A 19,099-nucleotide genomic window follows, 5' to 3' on the forward strand; every position below is an offset into this window, starting at 1 on the left:
TTATGAGTGATGTTAATGAAGCGAACAAAGCATTGACTAAATGGCTGTTATTGGCCGTTGTGGGTATGTTTGGCTTTGGTTATGCGCTTGTGCCTTTGTACGACATCATGTGTGAGCAATTGGGGATTAACGGCAAAACGAACAGTAATGCGGTGGAATCTCCAACGGGAATGCAGGTAGATAAAAGCCGTTTAATCAAAGTGCAGTTCATCGCTCAAGTTGATTCGCAAATTCCGTGGGATTTTGGCCCTATCGAGTCTGAAATGTTCGTGCATCCGGGGGAAGTGATTCAAACCGCCTATCATGCGTTCAATACGGCTTCTAACGATCTAACAGGGCAAGCAGTACCTTCGGTTTCACCGGGTTTAGCTGCGAGTTACTTTAATAAAATCGAGTGCTTTTGCTTTAACAAACAGCCTTTAGCTGGCAAAAGTGCGGCAGAGCTTCCTGTTATCTTTTATATCGAGCCTGATATTCCAGAGAGCATCCATACCCTGACGCTTTCTTACACTCTTTTTCAATTCAAAGAAAACACCAACGCAGAACCGACAGAGTCTGTATCAAATCATATCGCAAGAGATAAATTGGCTTATCAAGCTCTAACGCCAGAGCATGCGCAAGAGCAAGGAGCGTCACAATGAGTACTCAACCCTCTACCTATTATGTTCCTCCTCATAGTGTTTGGCCTTTGGTCGGCGCTATTGCGTTGTTTTTTATCGCAGTAGGGGCGGGCGTGACGGTGCAAAGCCTTGATACAGGAAGTGTATTTGGCAAGATGATGTTGTTTGCGGGAGTGGCTATTTTCCTATTCATGTTCATCGGTTGGATGAGAAATGTCATTCAAGAGTCTTTGTCTGGGCTTTATTCTCGGCAGTTAGACGTTTCTTTCAGACAAGGAATGAGTTGGTTTATTTTCTCGGAAGTGATGTTTTTTGCAGCCTTTTTTGGCGCATTATTTTATGCCCGTATGGTTGCCGTTCATTGGCTTGCGGGCGGTGACAACAATGCAATGACCAATGCAGTATTGTGGCCTGGATTCGAAGAAATGTGGCCATTAACCACTACGCCGAGTGGGCAAACGACACAAGCAATGGGGTGGCAAGGCTTACCACTTTTTAACACCATTATCTTGATTACCTCGTCGATTACTCTACATATGGCTCACACCAGTTTGGAGAAAAATCATCGAACGGCATTAGTTGTGTGGTTAGAGCTGACCATTATTCTTGCCGTGACTTTTTTGTATTACCAAGGTCAAGAATACATTCATGCCTACCAGGACTTGGGTTTAACGCTTCAATCAGGAGTGTATGGGAATACCTTTTTCTTGCTCACCGGCTTTCATGGCATGCATGTATTTTTAGGAACGGTGTTTTTGATAGTACTGCTGGCACGTATAGCGTGTGACCATTTTAATCCGAAAAATCACTTTGCTTTTCAAGCTGGCAGTTGGTACTGGCACTTTGTTGACGTGGTTTGGCTGACTCTGTTTATCTTTGTTTATGTGCTTTGATGGGGGAAGGGGAAGTACTAAAGGCTAAGTGCTAAAAGCGAAGTATTAAAAGCTAAAAGCGGAGCGCTAAAAAGCTAAGTAGTAAGTGTTGAGTGGAGTTTATAAAGTCGACGTACCTGAAGCTAAAACGAACAGGCTCTTCCACTTAGAGTTTAGAACTTAGCTTTTAGTACCTCGCCTTTAGTACCTCTAATAAGGCCTTGGATTTGGGGTTATCCAGCCAAAATTGAGTGCGACCAATAGTAGGACGATAACAAGCGCAGAGTACATCAGGCGACGGCCGAGAAAGTGGCTGGTCGGTTTATCACTGTTGCCTTTCATCATGGCAAATAAGGCACGACCTAAGTTAAGGATAACAAATAGAAGCATGCAGACGAGAATCAATTTAAACCAAGACATTTCGATAATTGCTCCATGGCGAGTGATGTTGATGCGTGTGTGGTTTTGGATGGCGTTTGTATTAACTGTGGTGGTGTTTTCTATTTTGATCAAGTTAGGGCTGTGGCAACTTGACCGTGCTGCGCAAAAATCAGTTTTGGAACAACAATTGGCAGAACGACAAAATCAAGCGGCAGTCTCCCTTACTCAAATATCAAAACTACCAACTGACTCCAATTTAACGGGTGTGATTGGTATTGCCGATGTTGACCCTGTGCCGGGTCAAATCGTACTGCTGGATAATCAAACCTTTAATGGCAAGGTGGGCTATCTGGCTTATCAAGTTGCTGTGGTTACGGCTCCTTCCGAAACGCCATTTTTCGTGTTACTTGAGTTAGGGTTTGTAAAGGCGCCATTAAGTCGTAATGAACTGCCCCTGATTGCTATGTTACGAAACAAAAAAATAGTATCTGGCCGCCTGTATCGACGCGAAACCAACCCAATCAGTCATCAGCTACACGCAGAATCTGGCTGGCCCAAACGCATTCAAAATCTAAATCTAGCTGAACTAGCTGAACTATTAATCATGGAGAATGGCTCGCCTATTAAACTCTTACCATGGGCGATGCAAGTTCAGAACATTGAAAACTGGCCATATCCTCAGCCTTGGAAACCCGTCAGCATGAATGCCGACAAACATATGGGTTATGCGGTGCAGTGGTTCTCGATGGCAGGCGTATTTATTCTCATTATGCTAACGATATGCTGGCGCAGTATTCGCCAAATTAGGGTTTCGGCTCGATCTGTTCGAACCACAGGAGAAGATCATGAATAACTCAGTGTTAAAAGGCGATGTATTGAGAGGGCGTTTAATGCTCATTGCTTTGGTGGTGGTGTTCGCCTTGCCAGCATTGGCTGCCAAATTGATTTTAACCATGAACTGGTATCAACCGGGAGTGACGAACCAAGGTGAGTTAGTGCAACCGAGCCTATCGACAATGGATTTTTCTTTGCCACAACCGGAAGAACCACAATGGCGATTGGCTTATGTATTACCAAAAAAGTGTACCGAATTTTGTCAAAAGCAGCTGTATTTACTCCAGCAAAGTCACATTTCACTGGGTAAGTATAAAACGCGAGTGATGCCGACGGTGTTTGTTTCTATTGATAGTGATACCAGCCAATTGGGCGATTATGTTTTTGCGCAAGTGAGCGTGGACGATAAGTTGACGAATCATTTCCCAGAGCAAGAGTTTGTGATTATCGATCCGCTCGGGCAATTTGTTATGCATTATCCAAAACTGGAAAAACAGGGCCTGCTCATTTCACAAAGTAAAGGCATGTTAGCGGATTTTCGTAAGTTGTTAAAACTGTCACGTGTTGGCTAGGGCGGGGCAGTGAGCGCCGCGCATTTAAAAGGAAGTGAGATGAAAATACGATTGTCGTTGAATTTACTTATTAAAGTGTGTGTATTGCTGACGATGATCGTGATTGTGCTCGGCGCGTACACTAGGTTATCAGATGCCGGATTAGGCTGCCCAGATTGGCCGGGATGTTATGGGCAACTGCTGGTTCCAGAAAAAGCCAGTGAGTTGACAGCAGCCAAAGCTCTGTATCCTGAATTGACGGTAGAACCACATAAAGCATGGTTAGAAATGATCCACAGATACTGCGCGGCGAGTTTGGGTTTGGTTATTTGTGTGATAGCAATTTGGAGTGCCAAAGTTAAAGGTCAACTGCAAGTCTTGCCGTCTGTTTTGGTGTTTCTGGTCATTGCTCAGGGCGCACTTGGAATGTGGACGGTGACGCTTAAGTTGTTACCTGTTGTTGTGATGCTGCACCTCATTGGCGGCTTTACCTTGCTGAGTCTACTTTATCTGCTTCATTGCCAACAAAATGCGGAATTATCACGAGGCATTGCATCAAAAACATCGATGTCGGGTGATAACCAAGTTCCTTGGCCCAATAAGCTTGCGGTTTTAAGCATTGTTGTCTTACTTGGTCAAATCTTATTGGGGGGCTGGACATCATCGAATTATGCCGCACTCATGTGTACCACTTTACCTATTTGCCAAGGGGAGTGGGCTTCTCAGCTCAACTTTTCACAAGCATTTGATTTATTGCAAAGCGGTCATGACAATTATGAATATGGTGTACTTGATTACTCTGCGAGAATGACCATTCATGTGTCCCATCGGTTCGGCGCAATTCTGACGACCATCGTATTGTTTTGCCTCATTGTTAAGTTATGGAATCACACCCAAGCATCGTTAAAGGTTTCTGGAAGAGCCTTACTCTTATTACTCATTGGGCAAATTACGTTAGGTATTAGTAACGTTTTATACCAGCTTCCACTGCCTGTAGCCGTTGCTCATAATTTAGGCGCGGCCTTGTTGCTACTCTGCTTGGTTCGTATTAATTACATTCTATTTACTCGTACGGTACCCATTAAACACTCTCAGCCAATGATGAGCACTGGAGGCGAATCATGATCGATAAATCTTCTTCTCAAACTGCGTCGTTATCAAATTCAGAGGCGTCATTTCAATGGCAGGATTACTATCGGTTAACCAAGCCCAAAGTAGTCGCCTTGATGTTGCTTACCGCGTTAGTGGGGATGGCACTGTCTTCAACTGGGGCGCTGCCGTGGTTAAATGTGACCGCAGGCCTCGTTGGGATTGGCTTAATGGCCGCCAGTGCAGCTGCGTTTAATCACCTGATCGATCGACGAATTGATGCGGTGATGGCGAGGACGTATAAGCGCCCTTTGCCATCAGGGAATGTAAAAGCCGTCAACGCGTTCTTTTTTGCGGTCGGTATTGGCGCGTTAGGCTTCGTCATCTTATATTTGTGGACTAACCCACTGACCGCGTGGTTAACATTCGCTAGTTTGCTGGGGTATGCGGTGGTGTATACCTTGTATTTAAAACGAGCAACGCCGCAAAATATCGTCATTGCGGGAATTGCTGGCGCGATGCCACCGTTGTTAGGTTGGACTGCGATAACGGGAGAGCTTCATTCGCATGCGTGGTTACTTGTTATGATCATTTTCATTTGGACACCACCACATTTTTGGGCGTTAGCCATACATCGTAAGGATGACTACGCAAAAGCCGACATTCCAATGTTGCCCGTAACCCATGGGGTTGAATATACTAAAACCAGTATCTTACTTTATACCATTTTGGTGGCCATCTCGTGTTTATTCCCTGTTTTAGTCGGCATGAGCGGGCAGTTCTACATGGCGGTTTCTACCGTCTTGAGCGCTGGGTTTATTTACAAAGCGTGGCAGTTAAAATTTACTGACAAACCTGGTTATGCAATGGGGGTGTTTAAATACTCTATCTATCAATTGATGTGGTTATTTGCAGCATTGTTGGTGGATCATTATTGGTTGTGAAAGGCGGGTTTTGAAGAAAAATAAGCGAGCAATCACTCAGTTATGCTCGCTTTTTCGTGCTCGTTATCGCTCTATTTTAGGAGGGTAAATGGAGTAGGCCGTCACTTGCCCGGCTACAATAGCTGAAAACATAAACAAAGCAGACAAACCAATACTTGGAATAGGTAAAATAGATTGCTCAAACACAGACTGGCTGGCACTGATCAACACTCGGCTACCCGGAACCAAAATGATAATGCCTTGAAGAATGTATATCGCTCCGGTTAAGTTGAGTTTTTTAGCCACCCAAGTGCCATATAAGGTGATCAGTACGGTGGTCACCCAAGTACCTACCACCCATCCACTGTCTAATCCCAAGTAATGTGGTCCCCACATTCCTAATACAGCAACGGGAAGCCCAAGTAGAATATCCATTGGTCGCGCATTAAAAATGATACCAATAGAAGCGGACAGCAAAAATAGCCCAATGATGTGCAAAAATATCGGTACTTCATTGAGGTAACTGGTATCTGGCGCATGCCCCCAAACGGATTCACCGATATTCAGCCCAATCACAATGCCAACAAATAGTTTTATCAAGGTGAGCGCGCTTTGCCCTAACAGACTAGTGCCGGATACAAGATCATTAAACGCGAGGCACTCTAAAGCATTGGCGATAGAGAGCCCTGGCACAAACAAAATCACTGCTGCAATGCATATGGTCCAAACCGGAATGGGCAAACCAGTGCTGGCAACAAAAGCGACTAAGATCCCGGTAACTAATGATGAAATAAATTCAACCGCAATGCTTCGACGCCCTTTACAAATAAGCTGACAAACCCAAACCATAAAGCCTAAAAATATCGAAAACAAAACCGCTTCCATGGTACTGCCCACCAGCATGAGATAAGCCGGTGGAATGCCCATGTTTGCTAGTGCGACCACCCATTTAGGGTAGCCAACAGGTTCATCTACCGCTTCGTGACTTGGCTGATTAATGCGAATGATAGTATTAGCAAGCAGCGCGAGGTTGATTGAAGCCGGTTTTAAACGCTTCATGACCACGGCGTTGTTATCGTTAGGGAATTGATAGTTGATAGTGGTTGGCGTTGCTTGAATCATCACTTCAACATTGTGCTTAGACGCATAATGCTGCGTGTATTTTTCTACTTTGTAAGGCGCACAACCGCTACGATGAAGCTTATCGCCAATCTCAACAATTTTCTTAATTCGATATTCTGAAGGCATAGGAAAAACACACTAAGTCTATAGTGGCGCAAAGGTAACAAACAAAGCCAATTTGAACAATAAACTAATGCGATAAGTCGTTCGGTTTAGTCGGTAGGCTCACGAACTAAGAATGACAATAAGGTGGCAATAGGTAAATTAACAAACTGAAAATTAGGAATGGCATGTGGTTTGAGAATAATCTGCTGATTTTTATCATTGTCGAAGATGCTGGTCTATTATTAACATAATAATAACAAAGGCTATTAATTGAATCTCGCATAGGTATTAGCATGAAAAAGTGTTTAAAATGGATTCGAAATAGCTTTATCGCTTCTATAATTTTCATCAGTTTTTCGGTGTTGTCGTTCGACGATCTAACCATCTACACGGAAGAATTTCCTCCCTATAATTTCACCGAAAATGGCAAGTTAAGGGGCATTACCGTCGAGTTGTTACTTGAAGCTACTAAGCGTATTGGTAAGCCGATTCAAGCTGACGACATTAAAGTACACCCGTGGGCGCGGTCCTATCGACGAGTACAGGTTGAGCCTAACACCATGCTATTTTCTATGGCGCACATTCCCAGCAGAGAAAAACTGTTCAAGTGGGTCGGCCCCATTGGTCAAACCCGAGTGGTACTGCTGGCCAAAAAAAGTCGCAAGATCGACATTAGCGTACCAAGCCAACTATTGGATTATAAAATTGGCACAATTAGAGACGATGTGGCACAGAAGTTAGTTGAGCAAAATGGGGTAGATGCCGAGACGATTGAACATACTTCGACCACAAAATCACTGGCAAAAATGCTCGATCTTGGCCGCATAGATTTATGGGCTTATGAAGAGAATGCTGCTTTGTGGGTGATGGAGCAATCCGGGCTTGATAGCCGAGATTTTGAATCTGTTTATGTGCTAATGGAATTGGATATGTACTTTGCACTTAACCGAGGTACGGAGCAAAGTACCGTGGACGAGTTGCAAAAAGCGGTTGAAGAGGTAATGAAAGTCAAAACTGATACTGGGCGAAGCGACTTTCAAGATATTTTTTCCCATTACTTGCCCGAAGGGAGCTAAAAAGGGACCTCTATACGAAGGTGAGGCAGAACCAAGTGCTATTGGTCTGCCATATATAAAGGTTTCCCTGCTCAAAGCATCGCTTATACGTCAACAATAACAACGTTGACCCCTGCGTCTCTAAGAGAGTCAAGAACCGTTTCATCAGAGAGGTTATCGGTGATGAGAGTATCTAGCTGATTTGCGGCTGCGAGTACTTTTCCGCCATGTTTTCCTATTTTACTGCTGTCTACTAGCGCGACTAATCTGTCTCCATATTCCAACAGCTTTTTTTCTGCCATGTAGACCAATAGATCTGAAGTATGAACTCCAGATTTAGAAACACCTGCGCCAGTAAAGAAAATAAAACGGCTCTTGGTATCGTCGCTGGCCTCAGGGTCTGGCGATATGGTTATTTGTCGCTCTGGTAAATACTGCCCACCTAATATGATGATATTTTGGTGATCTTGCTGGATCAGTTGGCATGCGAGCGGCATAAAGTTTGTAACCACTTGCACATCACGTCCTGCTAGGTGATCAGCCATTAAGAATGTTGTGTTACTGCCACTGATCACGACGCTGTCATGCTCATCACACATCATTGCTGCTGCTTCTGCTATGGCTTCTTTACGATCGTATCCCTCTATATCTTTTTCACTAGGAATAAAGCTGACTGGTGTTTGCCTTATTTGCTCTGAGTCTGCATCAATGGCTTCAGCCCCATTTCTAATCTTTATCAGCCTTCCTTCTCTTCCAAGTTTCGTAATATCTCGTCTTGCAGTAGATAGTGATATATCCAGCATGCTGACGTAATCATTGGTTGAGATAAACCGGTGACTGGTTAAATGATCCAATAACCGTCTATGACGTTGAGATTCATTCATTTCTATTCTCTCCTGAACTTTTCTTGACTTATTTTGACCTCTTTTGACCATAAAAGCAATTTAAGATTCTTAATGACTCGAATTGACCTGTTTTGACGCATAAATTGTGATTTATGACACATTTGTGACCTTAAAAAGAGTAAAATGACTTTACGTGACCGAATGTGGTCGGTTATGGTTGTTTTGCAGCAGGGGAGTTCACTAGGAGTCAATATGAAGTATCAAGCCGTTGTGTTGGATTTAGATGGGACATTGCTTAATGACCAGAATCAAATAAATGAAGTGAATCAAGCCGCAGTGAAATTGGCCATTAATGAAGGCTATAAAGTAACGCTCGCTAGTGGAAGACCACATCAGATGATGTTGCCTTACGCAAAGAGTTTAAACATTCAAGAACCTCTGGTTTGTTGCAACGGTGCTTACTTGTTTGATGTGACAACTAATTCGAAAATTGATGCCTTGCCGATTAACAAAATGGAACTCGTTAAGTTACTTCATCTACTTAACGATGGGCAATTTGATTTCACTCTTTACGCTGAAAACGGCATTTTCGCTCAACATGAATCGAAACATATTGCTGGTATATCGACACAAGGCAACGAATTAGGTGTCGATTTGAACGTTCAGCTTATCTCTGACCTGGATTCATTGGTTATTGCGGCCGGAGCGGTGTTCAAAATATTAGTGCCAAATCAAGACAACCTATTACTAGCCGAACTTAGAAATACCTTGTCGACACAATTTCAAGCTGACTTATCAACACCGAACAAATTGGATATCACCGCGAAAGCTGCCAGTAAAGGCCGAGCGCTTGAAACCTGGTTACAGCGTTGTGATATCTCTTCTCATTTCACGGTGGCTTTTGGCGACGGGGACAACGATTCATCCATGCTTAATAGTGTTGGAGAACCCGTTGCTATGGCGAATGCCAGCCCAGGTCTCAAAAGTATCGCCAATGTCATCATTACTGATAATAACGGTTGTGGTATCGGCCAGTACCTTCGCTTGATTATTCAAGAAGGTCAGCGTTTTCACAATCACTCGTATAGCTAATAAGGAAAAATCATGAAAAAAGTAAAAATCGCCGCAGGTCTTGCACACGTTGATTACGGTCACATTGCAGATGTCGTTAAAGAAGTTTCCGATGCGGGTGCTGACTACATTCACTGTGATGCTGCCGATATGCATGACCTGAAAAATCTACAGTTAATGGGTGGTCACCAGATCGTTGAAGGCATTCGTCCGTACACTGAAAAACCAATTGAAGTACACGCTTACTTTAAAGATTGCGACCGTCTTTTCATTGAAAAAATCGCAGCGGCTGGTGCAGACATGCTTATCTTGCCTGCGGAGCATTTCATTGGCGCACCACTTTGTTACATCATCAAATACTGTAAAGACATGAACATGAAGTTTGGTCTAACAGTGGGCGCTCTAACGCCAGTGTCGTTTGTAAAAGAATCTATTTACTACTTGGATCGCCTACATATTGTTATTCACGGTATCAACGATGACGACGATGAGTGGCTATGGCGCGAGTCTGCTATCGCGATGATCCGTGAAGCGCGTGAGTTGATTAACGAGCGTAACCCTAACTGTGAACTATGTGTAGACGGCGGCATTCGCAATCACAATATCGAACTGCTTCTAAACGAAGACATCGATGTAATGGTTGCGTCAACAAATATCTTCGGCCACGAAGATGGCATTACAGCCGGTGTGCGTGACTTCAGAGCGGCTATCGACCAATTAGAAAACAAAGCGGAAATAGAGACAGAAGCGAAAGTTGAAGCTGAAACGGCATAACTTCAATCATCATTTTTGGCGCTGAGCTGCTCCCCCCCTAATGCTCGCAGTAAGGCGCCAATACTTAAGGACATAGGTATGACATCATTTAATCATTATCAACCGACTCAGCTGACATTTGGTGCTGGGAAAATTGAACAAATCGGCCAACTTGTTGCTCGATATGGTCAACGCTGTTTGGTTGTGTCTGAGCCTGTATTTGCGGCTGTAGAACCTGCTTATCAACGTATTTTTGCTTTGCTCGAACAAAGTGGAGTCGACGTCGTACATTTTGATGGTGTAGTACCTAACCCACCAACAGAAGTGGTTGAACTGGGGAGGCAAGCAGCGATAGACTGTCAATGTGATGTGGTTTTAGCGATTGGTGGAGGTTCATCCATTGATACTGCAAAAATTATTTCTGCGACAACAAAAACGGAACGTATTGATTGGCCGCATTGGTTTAACAGTTACGACAAACCGTTTGGTGAAATAGAAGCGCTTCCTGCTGAAGTTTTGCCTCTAATCGCCGTGCCAACAACATCTGGAACCGGTTCTCAAGTTACGCATGCTGCCGTCATTACAGACCAAGTACAACACGCAAAACTAACCCTATTTCATCCAGAGTTTTACCCGCTTGAAGCCGTGATAGATCCCGAGCTGATGCTCACCTTGCCTGCACGAATGACAGCCATGACAGGGTTTGATGCATTTTCGCATGCATTTGAATCATTTACGGGCGCTATGCCATCTCCTTTTGTCGACAACCTTGCGTTGCAAGCGATGAAATTGGTAGTGGATAACCTACCTAATGTAGTGAAAAACGGACTGGATTTGGATGGAAGGTGCCAACTAGCCGTGGCCGACACTTTAGGTGGTATTTCATTGGCCAATGGTGGCGCGGGGGCACCGCATCCATTGGGTGAAATCCTTGGTGGTAAAAATACATCGTTACCACACGGCCTGACTTTGGCCATCGTTTATCCAGCTTATGTACAGATTCAATGGCGTAAACAACCAGAGCGATTTGCACAAGTTGCCGAACTGTTTGGTGCCGTGGGAAGCACTGAAGAGAAAGCACAAGCATTAGCCGGACACCTTGTTCAGTTCTTATCGGAAATCGGCTTAGAAAGTAATTTGACGCAAGTCGGCATTACCGAGCAAGACGTACTCGATTTAGAACCTGCATTTTGTTTCGATTTACCATTAACCAGCGCTGAAGATATGAAGAAAGTACTTCACGCGAGCTTAGTCTAAATCGAATAAAACAGGAGGCACGACCATGGAAAAATCAATGAATCAATTGAGTAACGGCTGTAATGAAATGGAAAGAGAGGATTCATTACAAGCAAACACTAAAGCGGTCATTTTTGATTTCGATGGTCTCCTTGTCGACACTGAAACTTGTATGTACGAAGCCTGGGAAGCTTTGTTGTCATCGTATCAAGTCTCGGTATCGCAACTCCAGGTTGCTGGCCTAGTAGGGTGCTCAGCGCCAGCAACCGACCTCTATAACCTCTATCGTCACGCTTCAGGGTTATCAATCAGTAATGAAGAAATTGTTGAGCAAGTACTTCGTATTGCTTATCAGCGGATCGAAACCATTACCGAGCGCGAAGGAGTATTGGATTACCTGCAACAGGCTCGTAAATTGGGCTTTAACATTGCGTTAGCCACCAGTTCAGAACAATCACATTACTTACCAATATTAGAACGTCTTCAATTGACCCATTTTTTTGACCACTTTGTTGGCGCAGAAGACATCGTTAAAGAAAGACGTAAACCCCAGCCAGATGTTTATTTACAAGCTCTACGCCTACTCGGTGTTTCTGCCAGTCAAGCTATCGCCTTCGAGGACTCACCTCCTGGAGTGACGGCAGCTCGAGCGGCAGGGATACGGACAGTCGCCGTTGCTAACACATTAACGCGGCATTTAGATTTATCCGAAGCCAATGTCGTCCTTAGCTCAATGACCGACATGCCCCTTATCCCTTTAATTCATCACTTATCAGAGAAGTCATCATGAACAAATTAGAACAACTGAAGCAGTTTACGACCGTTGTAGCTGATACAGGCGATATTGAGGCGATTGCTGCATTCCAACCTCAGGATGCAACCACAAACCCATCTTTGGTACTTAAAGCGGCCGAGATGCCGCAATATGATCACCTAATTCAAGATGCTATTGGATGGGCTAAGAAGCAAAGTACGCAACGTGATCAACAGATCATTGATGCGGCTGATAAGCTCGCGGTCAACATCGGTCTGGAAATACTAAAAACCGTGCCGGGAAAAATTTCGACCGAAGTCGATGCTCGTTTGTCTTTTGATAAAGAATCAAGCTTGAGCAAAGCACGTAAATTAATCGCAATGTATAACCACGCTGGTATCGAAAACGATCGAATCCTGATTAAGCTGGCCTCTACCTGGGAAGGCATTCAAGCGGCAAAAGTATTAGAGCAAGAAGGCATTAACTGTAACTTGACGTTGTTGTTTAATTTCGCACAAGCAAAAGCGTGCGCTGAAGCGGGCGTATTCCTAATTTCCCCGTTCGTTGGTCGTATATTGGATTGGTTCCGCAGCAATACAGACAAGCAAGAGTACGCACCATTTGAAGATCCGGGCGTGGTTTCAGTGAGTGAAATTTACAATTACTACAAAGATCATGGTTACAAAACTGTGGTGATGGGCGCAAGTTTCCGTAATACCGATGAAGTATTGGCTCTTGCTGGTTGTGATCGTTTAACCATTGGCATTGCTTTGTTAGATGAGTTAGCAAGCTCAGAAGGTGATGTGACCGCAGCGCTTGAAGCACATAGAGACACAGTAAAGCCTGCACCTGAAGCCATGCTTGAAGCCGCGTTCCGTTGGGAAATGAATCAAGACCCAATGGCAACAGAAAAACTGTCTGAAGGCATTCGCAATTTTGCGGTTGACCAAGGCAAGCTTGAATCCATGTTAGCGGCACGTTTGTAGGAGCATGACTATGATTTTACGTTCAAAACTGGCTGATGCCGTTCGTGTTTTAAGTATGGATGCGGTGCAAAAAGCAGGCTCTGGTCACCCAGGTGCTCCTATGGGGATGGCTGACATTGCAGAAGTGCTTTGGCGCGATTTTTTAAAGCATAACCCAACCAATCCAAATTGGCCTGACCGAGACCGTTTCATTCTATCCAATGGTCACGGGTCAATGCTGATTTACAGCTTGCTTCATTTGACGGGGTACGAACTGTCAATGGACGATATTAAGTCGTTCCGTCAACTGCATAGTAAAACGGCGGGCCATCCAGAATACGGTTATGCGCCGGGTATCGAAACGACGACAGGTCCACTAGGGCAAGGCATTACTAACGGTGTTGGCATGGCACTGGCCGAGAAAGTACTTGCTGAACAATTTAACCGTCCAAGCCACGATATTGTCGACCATCATACTTATGTTTTCATGGGTGATGGTTGCATGATGGAAGGCATTTCTCATGAAGCATGTTCGCTAGCTGGAACGTTAGGTTTAGGTAAGCTGGTTGCTTTTTGGGATGACAATGGCATTTCTATTGATGGAGACGTTGAAGGTTGGTTCTCTGATGATACGCCTAAACGCTTTGAAGCTTACGGCTGGCATGTTATCTCGGATGTGGATGGTCACGATGCCGACGATATTCACGCCGCTATCACGGCTGCAAAGAATGAAACCAACAAACCGACACTTATTTGCTGCAAAACCGTCATTGGTTTTGGTTCACCAAATAAAGCCGCCAGTCATGATTGTCATGGTTCACCATTAGGAAAAGAAGAAGTGGCGCTGGTTAGAAAGTCACTTGGTTGGAGTGCTCCTGCATTTGAAATCCCAGCAGATATCGCTAAAGAGTGGGACAGAAAAGAGCAAGGTAAGCAGCATGAAGCACAGTGGCAAGCCCGTTTCGATGCTTATCAAAAAGCCTACCCTGAACTGGCTGCTGAATTTGAACGTCGCGAAACAGGAACTTTGCCTGAGAATTGGCAGGCGGTGAGTGAAGCGTTTATCAATAAACTGCAGGCCAACCCGCAAACCATTGCGACGCGTAAAGCATCGCAAAATACCTTAGAAGAATTCGGTTCAATTTTACCTGAATTCTTAGGAGGTTCAGCGGACTTAACGCCATCAAACCTAACAAACTGGTCTGGCTCCAAAACCATCAGTGCAGAGGATGCTTCAGGAAATTACTTAAGCTACGGCGTACGTGAATTTGCTATGTCGGCCATGATGAATGGTATTGCGCTTCATGGTGGCTTTATCCCTTACGGCGGCACATTCCTTATGTTCATGGAATACGCTCGCAATGCACTTCGCATGGCAGCATTGATGAAGCAGCGCAGTATTTTCGTCTATACCCATGATTCGATTGGGCTAGGTGAGGATGGGCCTACACACCAGCCTGTTGAACAAATTGCGTCATTACGCTTAACGCCGAACATGAGTACGTGGCGTCCGTGTGATCAAGTAGAAACAGCAGTAGCTTGGAAGTCGGCGATAGAGCGAACTGATGGCCCAACCTCACTTATTTTCTCTCGTCAGAACCTAGATCAGTTTGATCGTAGCCCCGAGACGTTGGCAAATATAGCTAAGGGTGGTTATGTCCTTTCTGATTGTGATGGTGAACCAGAGCTTATCTTCATCGCAACTGGTTCTGAAGTAGCACTTGCGATGAGCGCTAGCGCAAAGCTATCAGCTTTAGGCAAGCGAGTTCGAGTGGTGTCAATGCCATCAACTGACTTATTTGATGCACAAGATAAAGCGTATCGAGATTCGGTATTGCCATCAAATGTGACGGCTAGGGTTGCGGTTGAAGCGGGCATCAGTGATTTCTGGTTTAAATATGTTGGTTTAAACGGCGATATCGTTGGTATGACAAGCTTTGGTGAGTCGGCGCCGGCGGAGCAGTTATTCGAAATGTTTGGTTTTACCGTGGATAATATCGTTGACCGTGCAAACACATTGCTTGAGGTGAGTGCATGACTATGACAACGCATTATTTTTCAAATGAAGACTTTCGCAATGGTTATTTAGGTACGGACGATTGCTTGAGAACCAAAGCGGCCAAAATCGCATTAACCCATGTGTTAGCGAACCTAAAAACAGATTCAATTATCGGTATTGGTACAGGGGCGACCGTTGAAGTTTTTGTTGAGCTGCTTGCGAGTAGCAGAGCAACATTTGCTGCTTGCGTGTCTAGCTCTGACCGTTCGACCAAGGCGATAACAAAACACCAATTACCTCTGATCGAAATGAAGGAATGCAGCCAAGTTGACTTCTATATCGATGGTATTGATGAAGGGCTTGAAAACGGAACAACCATCAAAGGCGGTGGCGCTGCACTTGCTCGTGAAAAAGTGCTAGCGACGCTAGCCAAAACGTTTATCACCATTGCTGATAGTGGCCGTAAGGTACAAGAATTAGGGCAATTCCCATTACCTATCGAGATTTTGCCTAGTGCACAACTTGCGGCCACTCTCGCTTTCCGCCAGTTAGGTGGAGAAGTGACGTTGAGAGCAGGTTGTGTGACGGACAACGGCAATATTATTTTGGATGTAACCGGTCTTGATATGACAGAACCGGAGCGTTTGGAAATAGAGCTGAATGCTGTTCCTGGGGTGGTTGAAAATGGCATCTTTGCTAGCAGAAAAGCAGACTTAATGCTGTTTTCTGAGCAGAGCGGTGTAACCCTGTTTTCTCGAAATGAGAGCCTGGTTACAGAACTATCAATAACCCTGTCAGGTCAAGGTCAATAAGGCGATAAATATGAAGGATTGCAACGTAACAAAACAGCTAACAGGGTACCTTGAGCACAATCAAACGGCGCTGTTATCCGATCTTGCTAAATTGGTTGCAATACCTTCGGTTCGTGACGAATCGACTCGAACGGAAAATGCACCATTCGGTTTGGCGATAAGACAGGCGTTTGATGTGCTTATCGCTATGGCAAAGCGCGAAGGCTTTGCAGTTCGAGACCACGAAGGATACGCACTGGATATTGCCTATGGAGAGGGTGAAGAAGAAATTGCTCTATTGCATCATGTTGATGTGGTTTCCGAAGGTGATGTATCCAAGTGGCGAACGCCGGCTTATCAATTGACGCAAGAAGATGACTTGTTATTTGGTCGCGGTGTTACTGATAATAAAGGGCCGCTTGTTGCCAGTTTTTACATCTTGAAGATGATCAAAAAACTTAAGTTACCTGTAAACAGGCGTGTTCGCTTGATTGTTGGTGGCGCAGAAGAAACAACGTGGGAGTGTGTTGAACATTATTTCAAACACAACCCGCAACCGAAATACGGTTTTTCTCCCGATGGCGACTTCCCAATCGTCAACGGTGAAAAAGGGATCATTTATGGTTCATTTATTAAGGACTTCCCATCCGAGAGTAATGACCAAGATCCTGGCCTTATGATTGGCATTTCCAGCGAGCGTGACCGCAGTTCTACCTGTCACAATTTGGAAGTGGAATTAACGGGCAAAAAAGGAGCGCAACTGGCCAGTGAAATGGCTCATGTTGCAAGTATTTATCAGTCAAAGGAGTGCAGTCGCGTCTTGTTTGAGACGCCGTGGGAGAAATCCCGCAACCCGCACCGAGTGGACAACTGCATTGATCAGTTTGTTCAAGTGTTGCGAGATGTGGATCACCTAGATCGCCGTACCTGTGAGGTTGTAAGTTTGTTAGATACCTTATTTTCGAACTCATGGGATGCAAAGAAACTGGGTCTATATCATGTTGATGAAGAAATGGGCAGCACGACATGCTGTGTGTCTTCGCTCAATATGGATCAACATCAGTACAATTTGGATTTTGATTTTCGGTTTCCTAAAGGATTGACGGTCGAGCAGGCTCGTACCCAGCTTCAATTATTGGCACGCCAATTTGGAGCGAGCTTTGTTGAACATCAATACTTACCTCTATCTTACCTCTCACCCGAAGACCCCTTAATCCGCGCGATGGGAAGTGCCTATCAATCGGTCACCGGAACTGAAGCAAAGTGCTTTAGTAAAGGCGCAGCATCTTATGCTCGTGCTCTTGAACACGGTGTCGCTTTTGGCCCTACCTTCCCAGGAGATGTGACTTATGTGCATGAGCCGAACGAACAACTCAGCCTAGAGTCACTTATAAAATCTATAACAATTTACGTGAAAGTTCTCATATCGCTTTAGGAGTAAATTATGAGAGATAAGGTACAAGCATTCGCCGGGGCAATGATGATCCCAATTATCCTACTGGTTATGGTAGGTCTATTTGTGGGTATCGGCGCCGCCTTTGTAAACTACATTTTACCTGAGGGCACATTCCTGTGGGCTATATTCAAGATCATCGTGGATATGGGCTTTATGGTAATGAATTACTTACCATTCTTCTTTGCTATGGGCTTAGCATTTGGCTTAGCGAAAGCTGAAAAAGGCTGGGCAGCCTTTACAGGTTTCACTATGTTGATGGCCTTTAACGTTGTTATCCGCACCGTTGCGGGGATCAATGGTTGGACGCAAGAAACTATAGAAGTTGAGAATCTTATTACCCAAATGGGTATGGAGAAACAAACTGCACTAAACTTCAATGCTCTTTGGGGCGATGTTGGTGGCATTTTCACTTACAATATGGGTATATTTAGTGGTCTATTAGTCGGTGCGATTGTTGCTGCAGTGCACAACCGTTACTACAAAACCGAACTACCGAATTTGATCAGCTTCTTTGGCGGTCCGCGCTTTGTTGTGATTATTCTGTTCTTCGTTATGATCCCGGTTGGTGGTATTTCTTACTACGTATGGCCTTATATTGCTGGTGGCTTGCAGTCGATTACTTATGCGATTACAGAGTCAGGTGTGTTTGGTTCATTTCTGTTCGGTGTTGTGGATAAATCACTATTGCCGTTAGGGCTTCACCACTTAGTAGCGTTCCCGATTGAATACACTCGAGTGGGTGGTGTTCTGGAAGTCGACGGTCAAATGATTGAAGGCGTCCGTAATATTATGTTAGCTCAGGCGAAATCAGCCGATGCGACAGAATACATCGTTCATAACTTCACTACGGGTCGTATTCTTATTCAATTTGGTGGCTTACCAGGAGCGGCACTTGCTATCTACATGACAGCAAAAGCTGAGAATAAGAAGAAAGTGGCTTCGTTGTTAGTTCCTGCCGTGTTCACTTGTGCGTTCGTTGGTATTACTGAGCCACTCGAGTACACCTTCCTATTTGTTCAACCTTTGCTTTACTTTGCTATCCATGTGCCACTAAACGGGCTTGCGTACATCCTGGCTGAGATGACAAATGTGTCTATCTTAGGTAACCAATTGTTGTTCATGGTACCTAACTTGTTCCAGCCTCATAAAGTACATGCATGGTCGCTGTTATATCTTGTACCGCTTTACTTTGTGGTTTACTTCTTTGCCTTTAAATACGCGATTCTTAAGTGGAATGCGAAAACACCAGGGCGCGAAGATGAAACTGAAGGTGAAACAAAACTATTTACTAAGAAAGACTTCTTAGCAAAAGACGGCAAACAAGAAGGAGCTGCTGCAGAAGGTATCGCCGCGACAGGGTTAACTCAGGGCATCATTGAAGCATTGGGTGGTGCAGACAACATTGAAAACGTCGCTAACTGTGCAACCCGCTTACGCATATCACTTCATGATGAATCACTGGCTTCCAACGACCAAATATGGAAGCAGGACTTGAATGCAATCGGGGTTGTGCGTATGAACAAAGGCATCCAGGTGATTTACGGTGCTAATGTGATCACCATCGCTTCCAATGTTAAAGAAGCCCTAGGCTTCGACTCCTAGCTCTACCCTCCAATAATAATAAAATGCCCACTCCATGACACACAGTCATGGGGATGGGTTCCCTGTACCCAAAAT

General features: G+C 44.6%; 19 protein-coding genes. 16 read left to right on the forward strand and 3 right to left on the reverse strand.

Annotated features, from left to right (window positions below; translation table 11 throughout):
- The first annotated feature begins 2 nt into the window (after positions 1-2).
- Both QWZ04_RS12425 and QWZ04_RS12430 read left to right on the forward strand, forming a co-directional pair.
- Positions 3-641 (forward strand): cytochrome c oxidase assembly protein, encoded by a 639-nt coding sequence (locus QWZ04_RS12425; protein ID WP_290328429.1) that lies wholly within the window; start codon positions 3-5, stop codon positions 639-641.
- Complete coding sequence (locus QWZ04_RS12430) at positions 638-1,513, forward strand: cytochrome c oxidase subunit 3 (RefSeq protein ID WP_290328430.1); 876 nt, start codon at positions 638-640, stop codon at positions 1,511-1,513. The genes QWZ04_RS12425 and QWZ04_RS12430 overlap by 4 nt, the downstream gene beginning before the upstream one ends.
- A 189-nt stretch (positions 1,514-1,702) precedes the next feature.
- On the opposite strand, the gene QWZ04_RS12435 is transcribed toward QWZ04_RS12430, so the two are convergent.
- Entirely contained in the window at positions 1,703-1,912 is a 210-nt protein-coding gene (locus tag QWZ04_RS12435) for a DUF2909 domain-containing protein (RefSeq protein WP_290328431.1), read from the reverse strand.
- A gap of 31 nt (positions 1,913-1,943) precedes the next feature.
- Between QWZ04_RS12435 and QWZ04_RS12440 the strand changes: the two genes are divergently transcribed.
- Genes QWZ04_RS12440 through cyoE form a run of 4 tightly spaced genes read left to right on the forward strand, consistent with a single transcriptional unit; the run spans position 1,944 to position 5,291 of the window.
- Positions 1,944-2,726 carry an SURF1 family protein gene (locus QWZ04_RS12440; RefSeq protein ID WP_290328432.1) on the forward strand — a complete coding sequence of 261 codons (783 nt, stop codon included), beginning with the start codon at positions 1,944-1,946 and terminating at the stop codon, positions 2,724-2,726.
- Positions 2,719-3,279 (forward strand): redox-active disulfide-containing membrane protein, encoded by a 561-nt coding sequence (locus QWZ04_RS12445; RefSeq protein WP_290328433.1) that lies wholly within the window; start codon positions 2,719-2,721, stop codon positions 3,277-3,279. Before QWZ04_RS12440 ends, QWZ04_RS12445 begins: the two co-directional genes overlap by 8 nt.
- Positions 3,280-3,318: 39 nt before the next feature.
- A complete protein-coding gene (locus QWZ04_RS12450) occupies positions 3,319-4,383 on the forward strand; it encodes a COX15/CtaA family protein (protein WP_290328434.1) in 1,065 nt (354 codons plus the stop codon).
- The gene (cyoE, locus tag QWZ04_RS12455; RefSeq protein WP_290328436.1) at positions 4,380-5,291 is read left to right on the forward strand and encodes a heme o synthase; all 912 of its coding nucleotides are present in this window, start codon (positions 4,380-4,382) and stop codon (positions 5,289-5,291) included. Before QWZ04_RS12450 ends, cyoE begins: the two co-directional genes overlap by 4 nt.
- Before the next feature lie 63 nt (positions 5,292-5,354).
- On the opposite strand, the gene QWZ04_RS12460 is transcribed toward cyoE, so the two are convergent.
- The gene (locus QWZ04_RS12460) at positions 5,355-6,518 is read right to left on the reverse strand and encodes a threonine/serine exporter family protein (protein WP_290328438.1); all 1,164 of its coding nucleotides are present in this window, start codon (positions 6,516-6,518) and stop codon (positions 5,355-5,357) included.
- 272 nt (positions 6,519-6,790) lie between these two features.
- On the opposite strand from QWZ04_RS12460, the gene QWZ04_RS12465 reads away from it, so the two are divergent.
- Positions 6,791-7,573: a substrate-binding periplasmic protein gene (locus QWZ04_RS12465; RefSeq protein ID WP_290328440.1), complete on the forward strand. Its 783-nt coding sequence runs from the start codon at positions 6,791-6,793 to the stop codon at positions 7,571-7,573.
- Between the two features lie 83 nt (positions 7,574-7,656).
- On the opposite strand, the gene ulaR is transcribed toward QWZ04_RS12465, so the two are convergent.
- Positions 7,657-8,436 carry an HTH-type transcriptional regulator UlaR gene (gene ulaR, locus QWZ04_RS12470; protein WP_290328442.1) on the reverse strand — a complete coding sequence of 260 codons (780 nt, stop codon included), beginning with the start codon at positions 8,434-8,436 and terminating at the stop codon, positions 7,657-7,659.
- A gap of 144 nt (positions 8,437-8,580) precedes the next feature.
- Between ulaR and QWZ04_RS12475 the strand changes: the two genes are divergently transcribed.
- From QWZ04_RS12475 to QWZ04_RS12515, 9 genes are all read left to right on the forward strand, one after another.
- Positions 8,581-9,489 carry an HAD family hydrolase gene (locus tag QWZ04_RS12475; RefSeq protein ID WP_353958858.1) on the forward strand — a complete coding sequence of 303 codons (909 nt, stop codon included), beginning with the start codon at positions 8,581-8,583 and terminating at the stop codon, positions 9,487-9,489.
- Between the two features lie 12 nt (positions 9,490-9,501).
- Entirely contained in the window at positions 9,502-10,242 is a 741-nt protein-coding gene (locus tag QWZ04_RS12480; RefSeq protein ID WP_290328444.1) for a ribulose-phosphate 3-epimerase, read from the forward strand.
- A 78-nt stretch (positions 10,243-10,320) separates the two neighbouring features.
- Positions 10,321-11,478: an iron-containing alcohol dehydrogenase gene (locus QWZ04_RS12485; protein ID WP_290328446.1), complete on the forward strand. Its 1,158-nt coding sequence runs from the start codon at positions 10,321-10,323 to the stop codon at positions 11,476-11,478.
- 25 nt (positions 11,479-11,503) lie between these two features.
- Positions 11,504-12,247, forward strand: coding sequence for an HAD family hydrolase (locus QWZ04_RS12490; RefSeq protein WP_435433610.1), 744 nt, complete (start codon positions 11,504-11,506; stop codon positions 12,245-12,247).
- Positions 12,244-13,197 carry a transaldolase gene (tal, locus tag QWZ04_RS12495; protein WP_353958859.1) on the forward strand — a complete coding sequence of 318 codons (954 nt, stop codon included), beginning with the start codon at positions 12,244-12,246 and terminating at the stop codon, positions 13,195-13,197. The genes QWZ04_RS12490 and tal overlap by 4 nt, the downstream gene beginning before the upstream one ends.
- Before the next feature lie 10 nt (positions 13,198-13,207).
- Positions 13,208-15,214, forward strand: coding sequence for a transketolase (gene tkt, locus QWZ04_RS12500; protein WP_290328448.1), 2,007 nt, complete (start codon positions 13,208-13,210; stop codon positions 15,212-15,214).
- Positions 15,215-15,216: 2 nt separating this feature from the next.
- Entirely contained in the window at positions 15,217-15,987 is a 771-nt protein-coding gene (gene rpiA, locus QWZ04_RS12505; RefSeq protein ID WP_435433615.1) for a ribose-5-phosphate isomerase RpiA, read from the forward strand.
- Between the two features lie 10 nt (positions 15,988-15,997).
- On the forward strand, positions 15,998-17,401 hold the full coding sequence (locus tag QWZ04_RS12510) for a Sapep family Mn(2+)-dependent dipeptidase (RefSeq protein WP_290328452.1): 1,404 nt from the start codon (positions 15,998-16,000) through the stop codon (positions 17,399-17,401).
- 9 nt (positions 17,402-17,410) lie between these two features.
- Positions 17,411-19,024: a PTS transporter subunit EIIC gene (locus tag QWZ04_RS12515; protein ID WP_290328455.1), complete on the forward strand. Its 1,614-nt coding sequence runs from the start codon at positions 17,411-17,413 to the stop codon at positions 19,022-19,024.
- Positions 19,025-19,099 lie beyond the last annotated feature (75 nt).

It is taken from the genome of Vibrio tapetis subsp. quintayensis, from assembly GCF_030409945.1.
Taxonomy (GTDB): Bacteria; Pseudomonadota; Gammaproteobacteria; order Enterobacterales; family Vibrionaceae; genus Vibrio; species Vibrio quintayensis.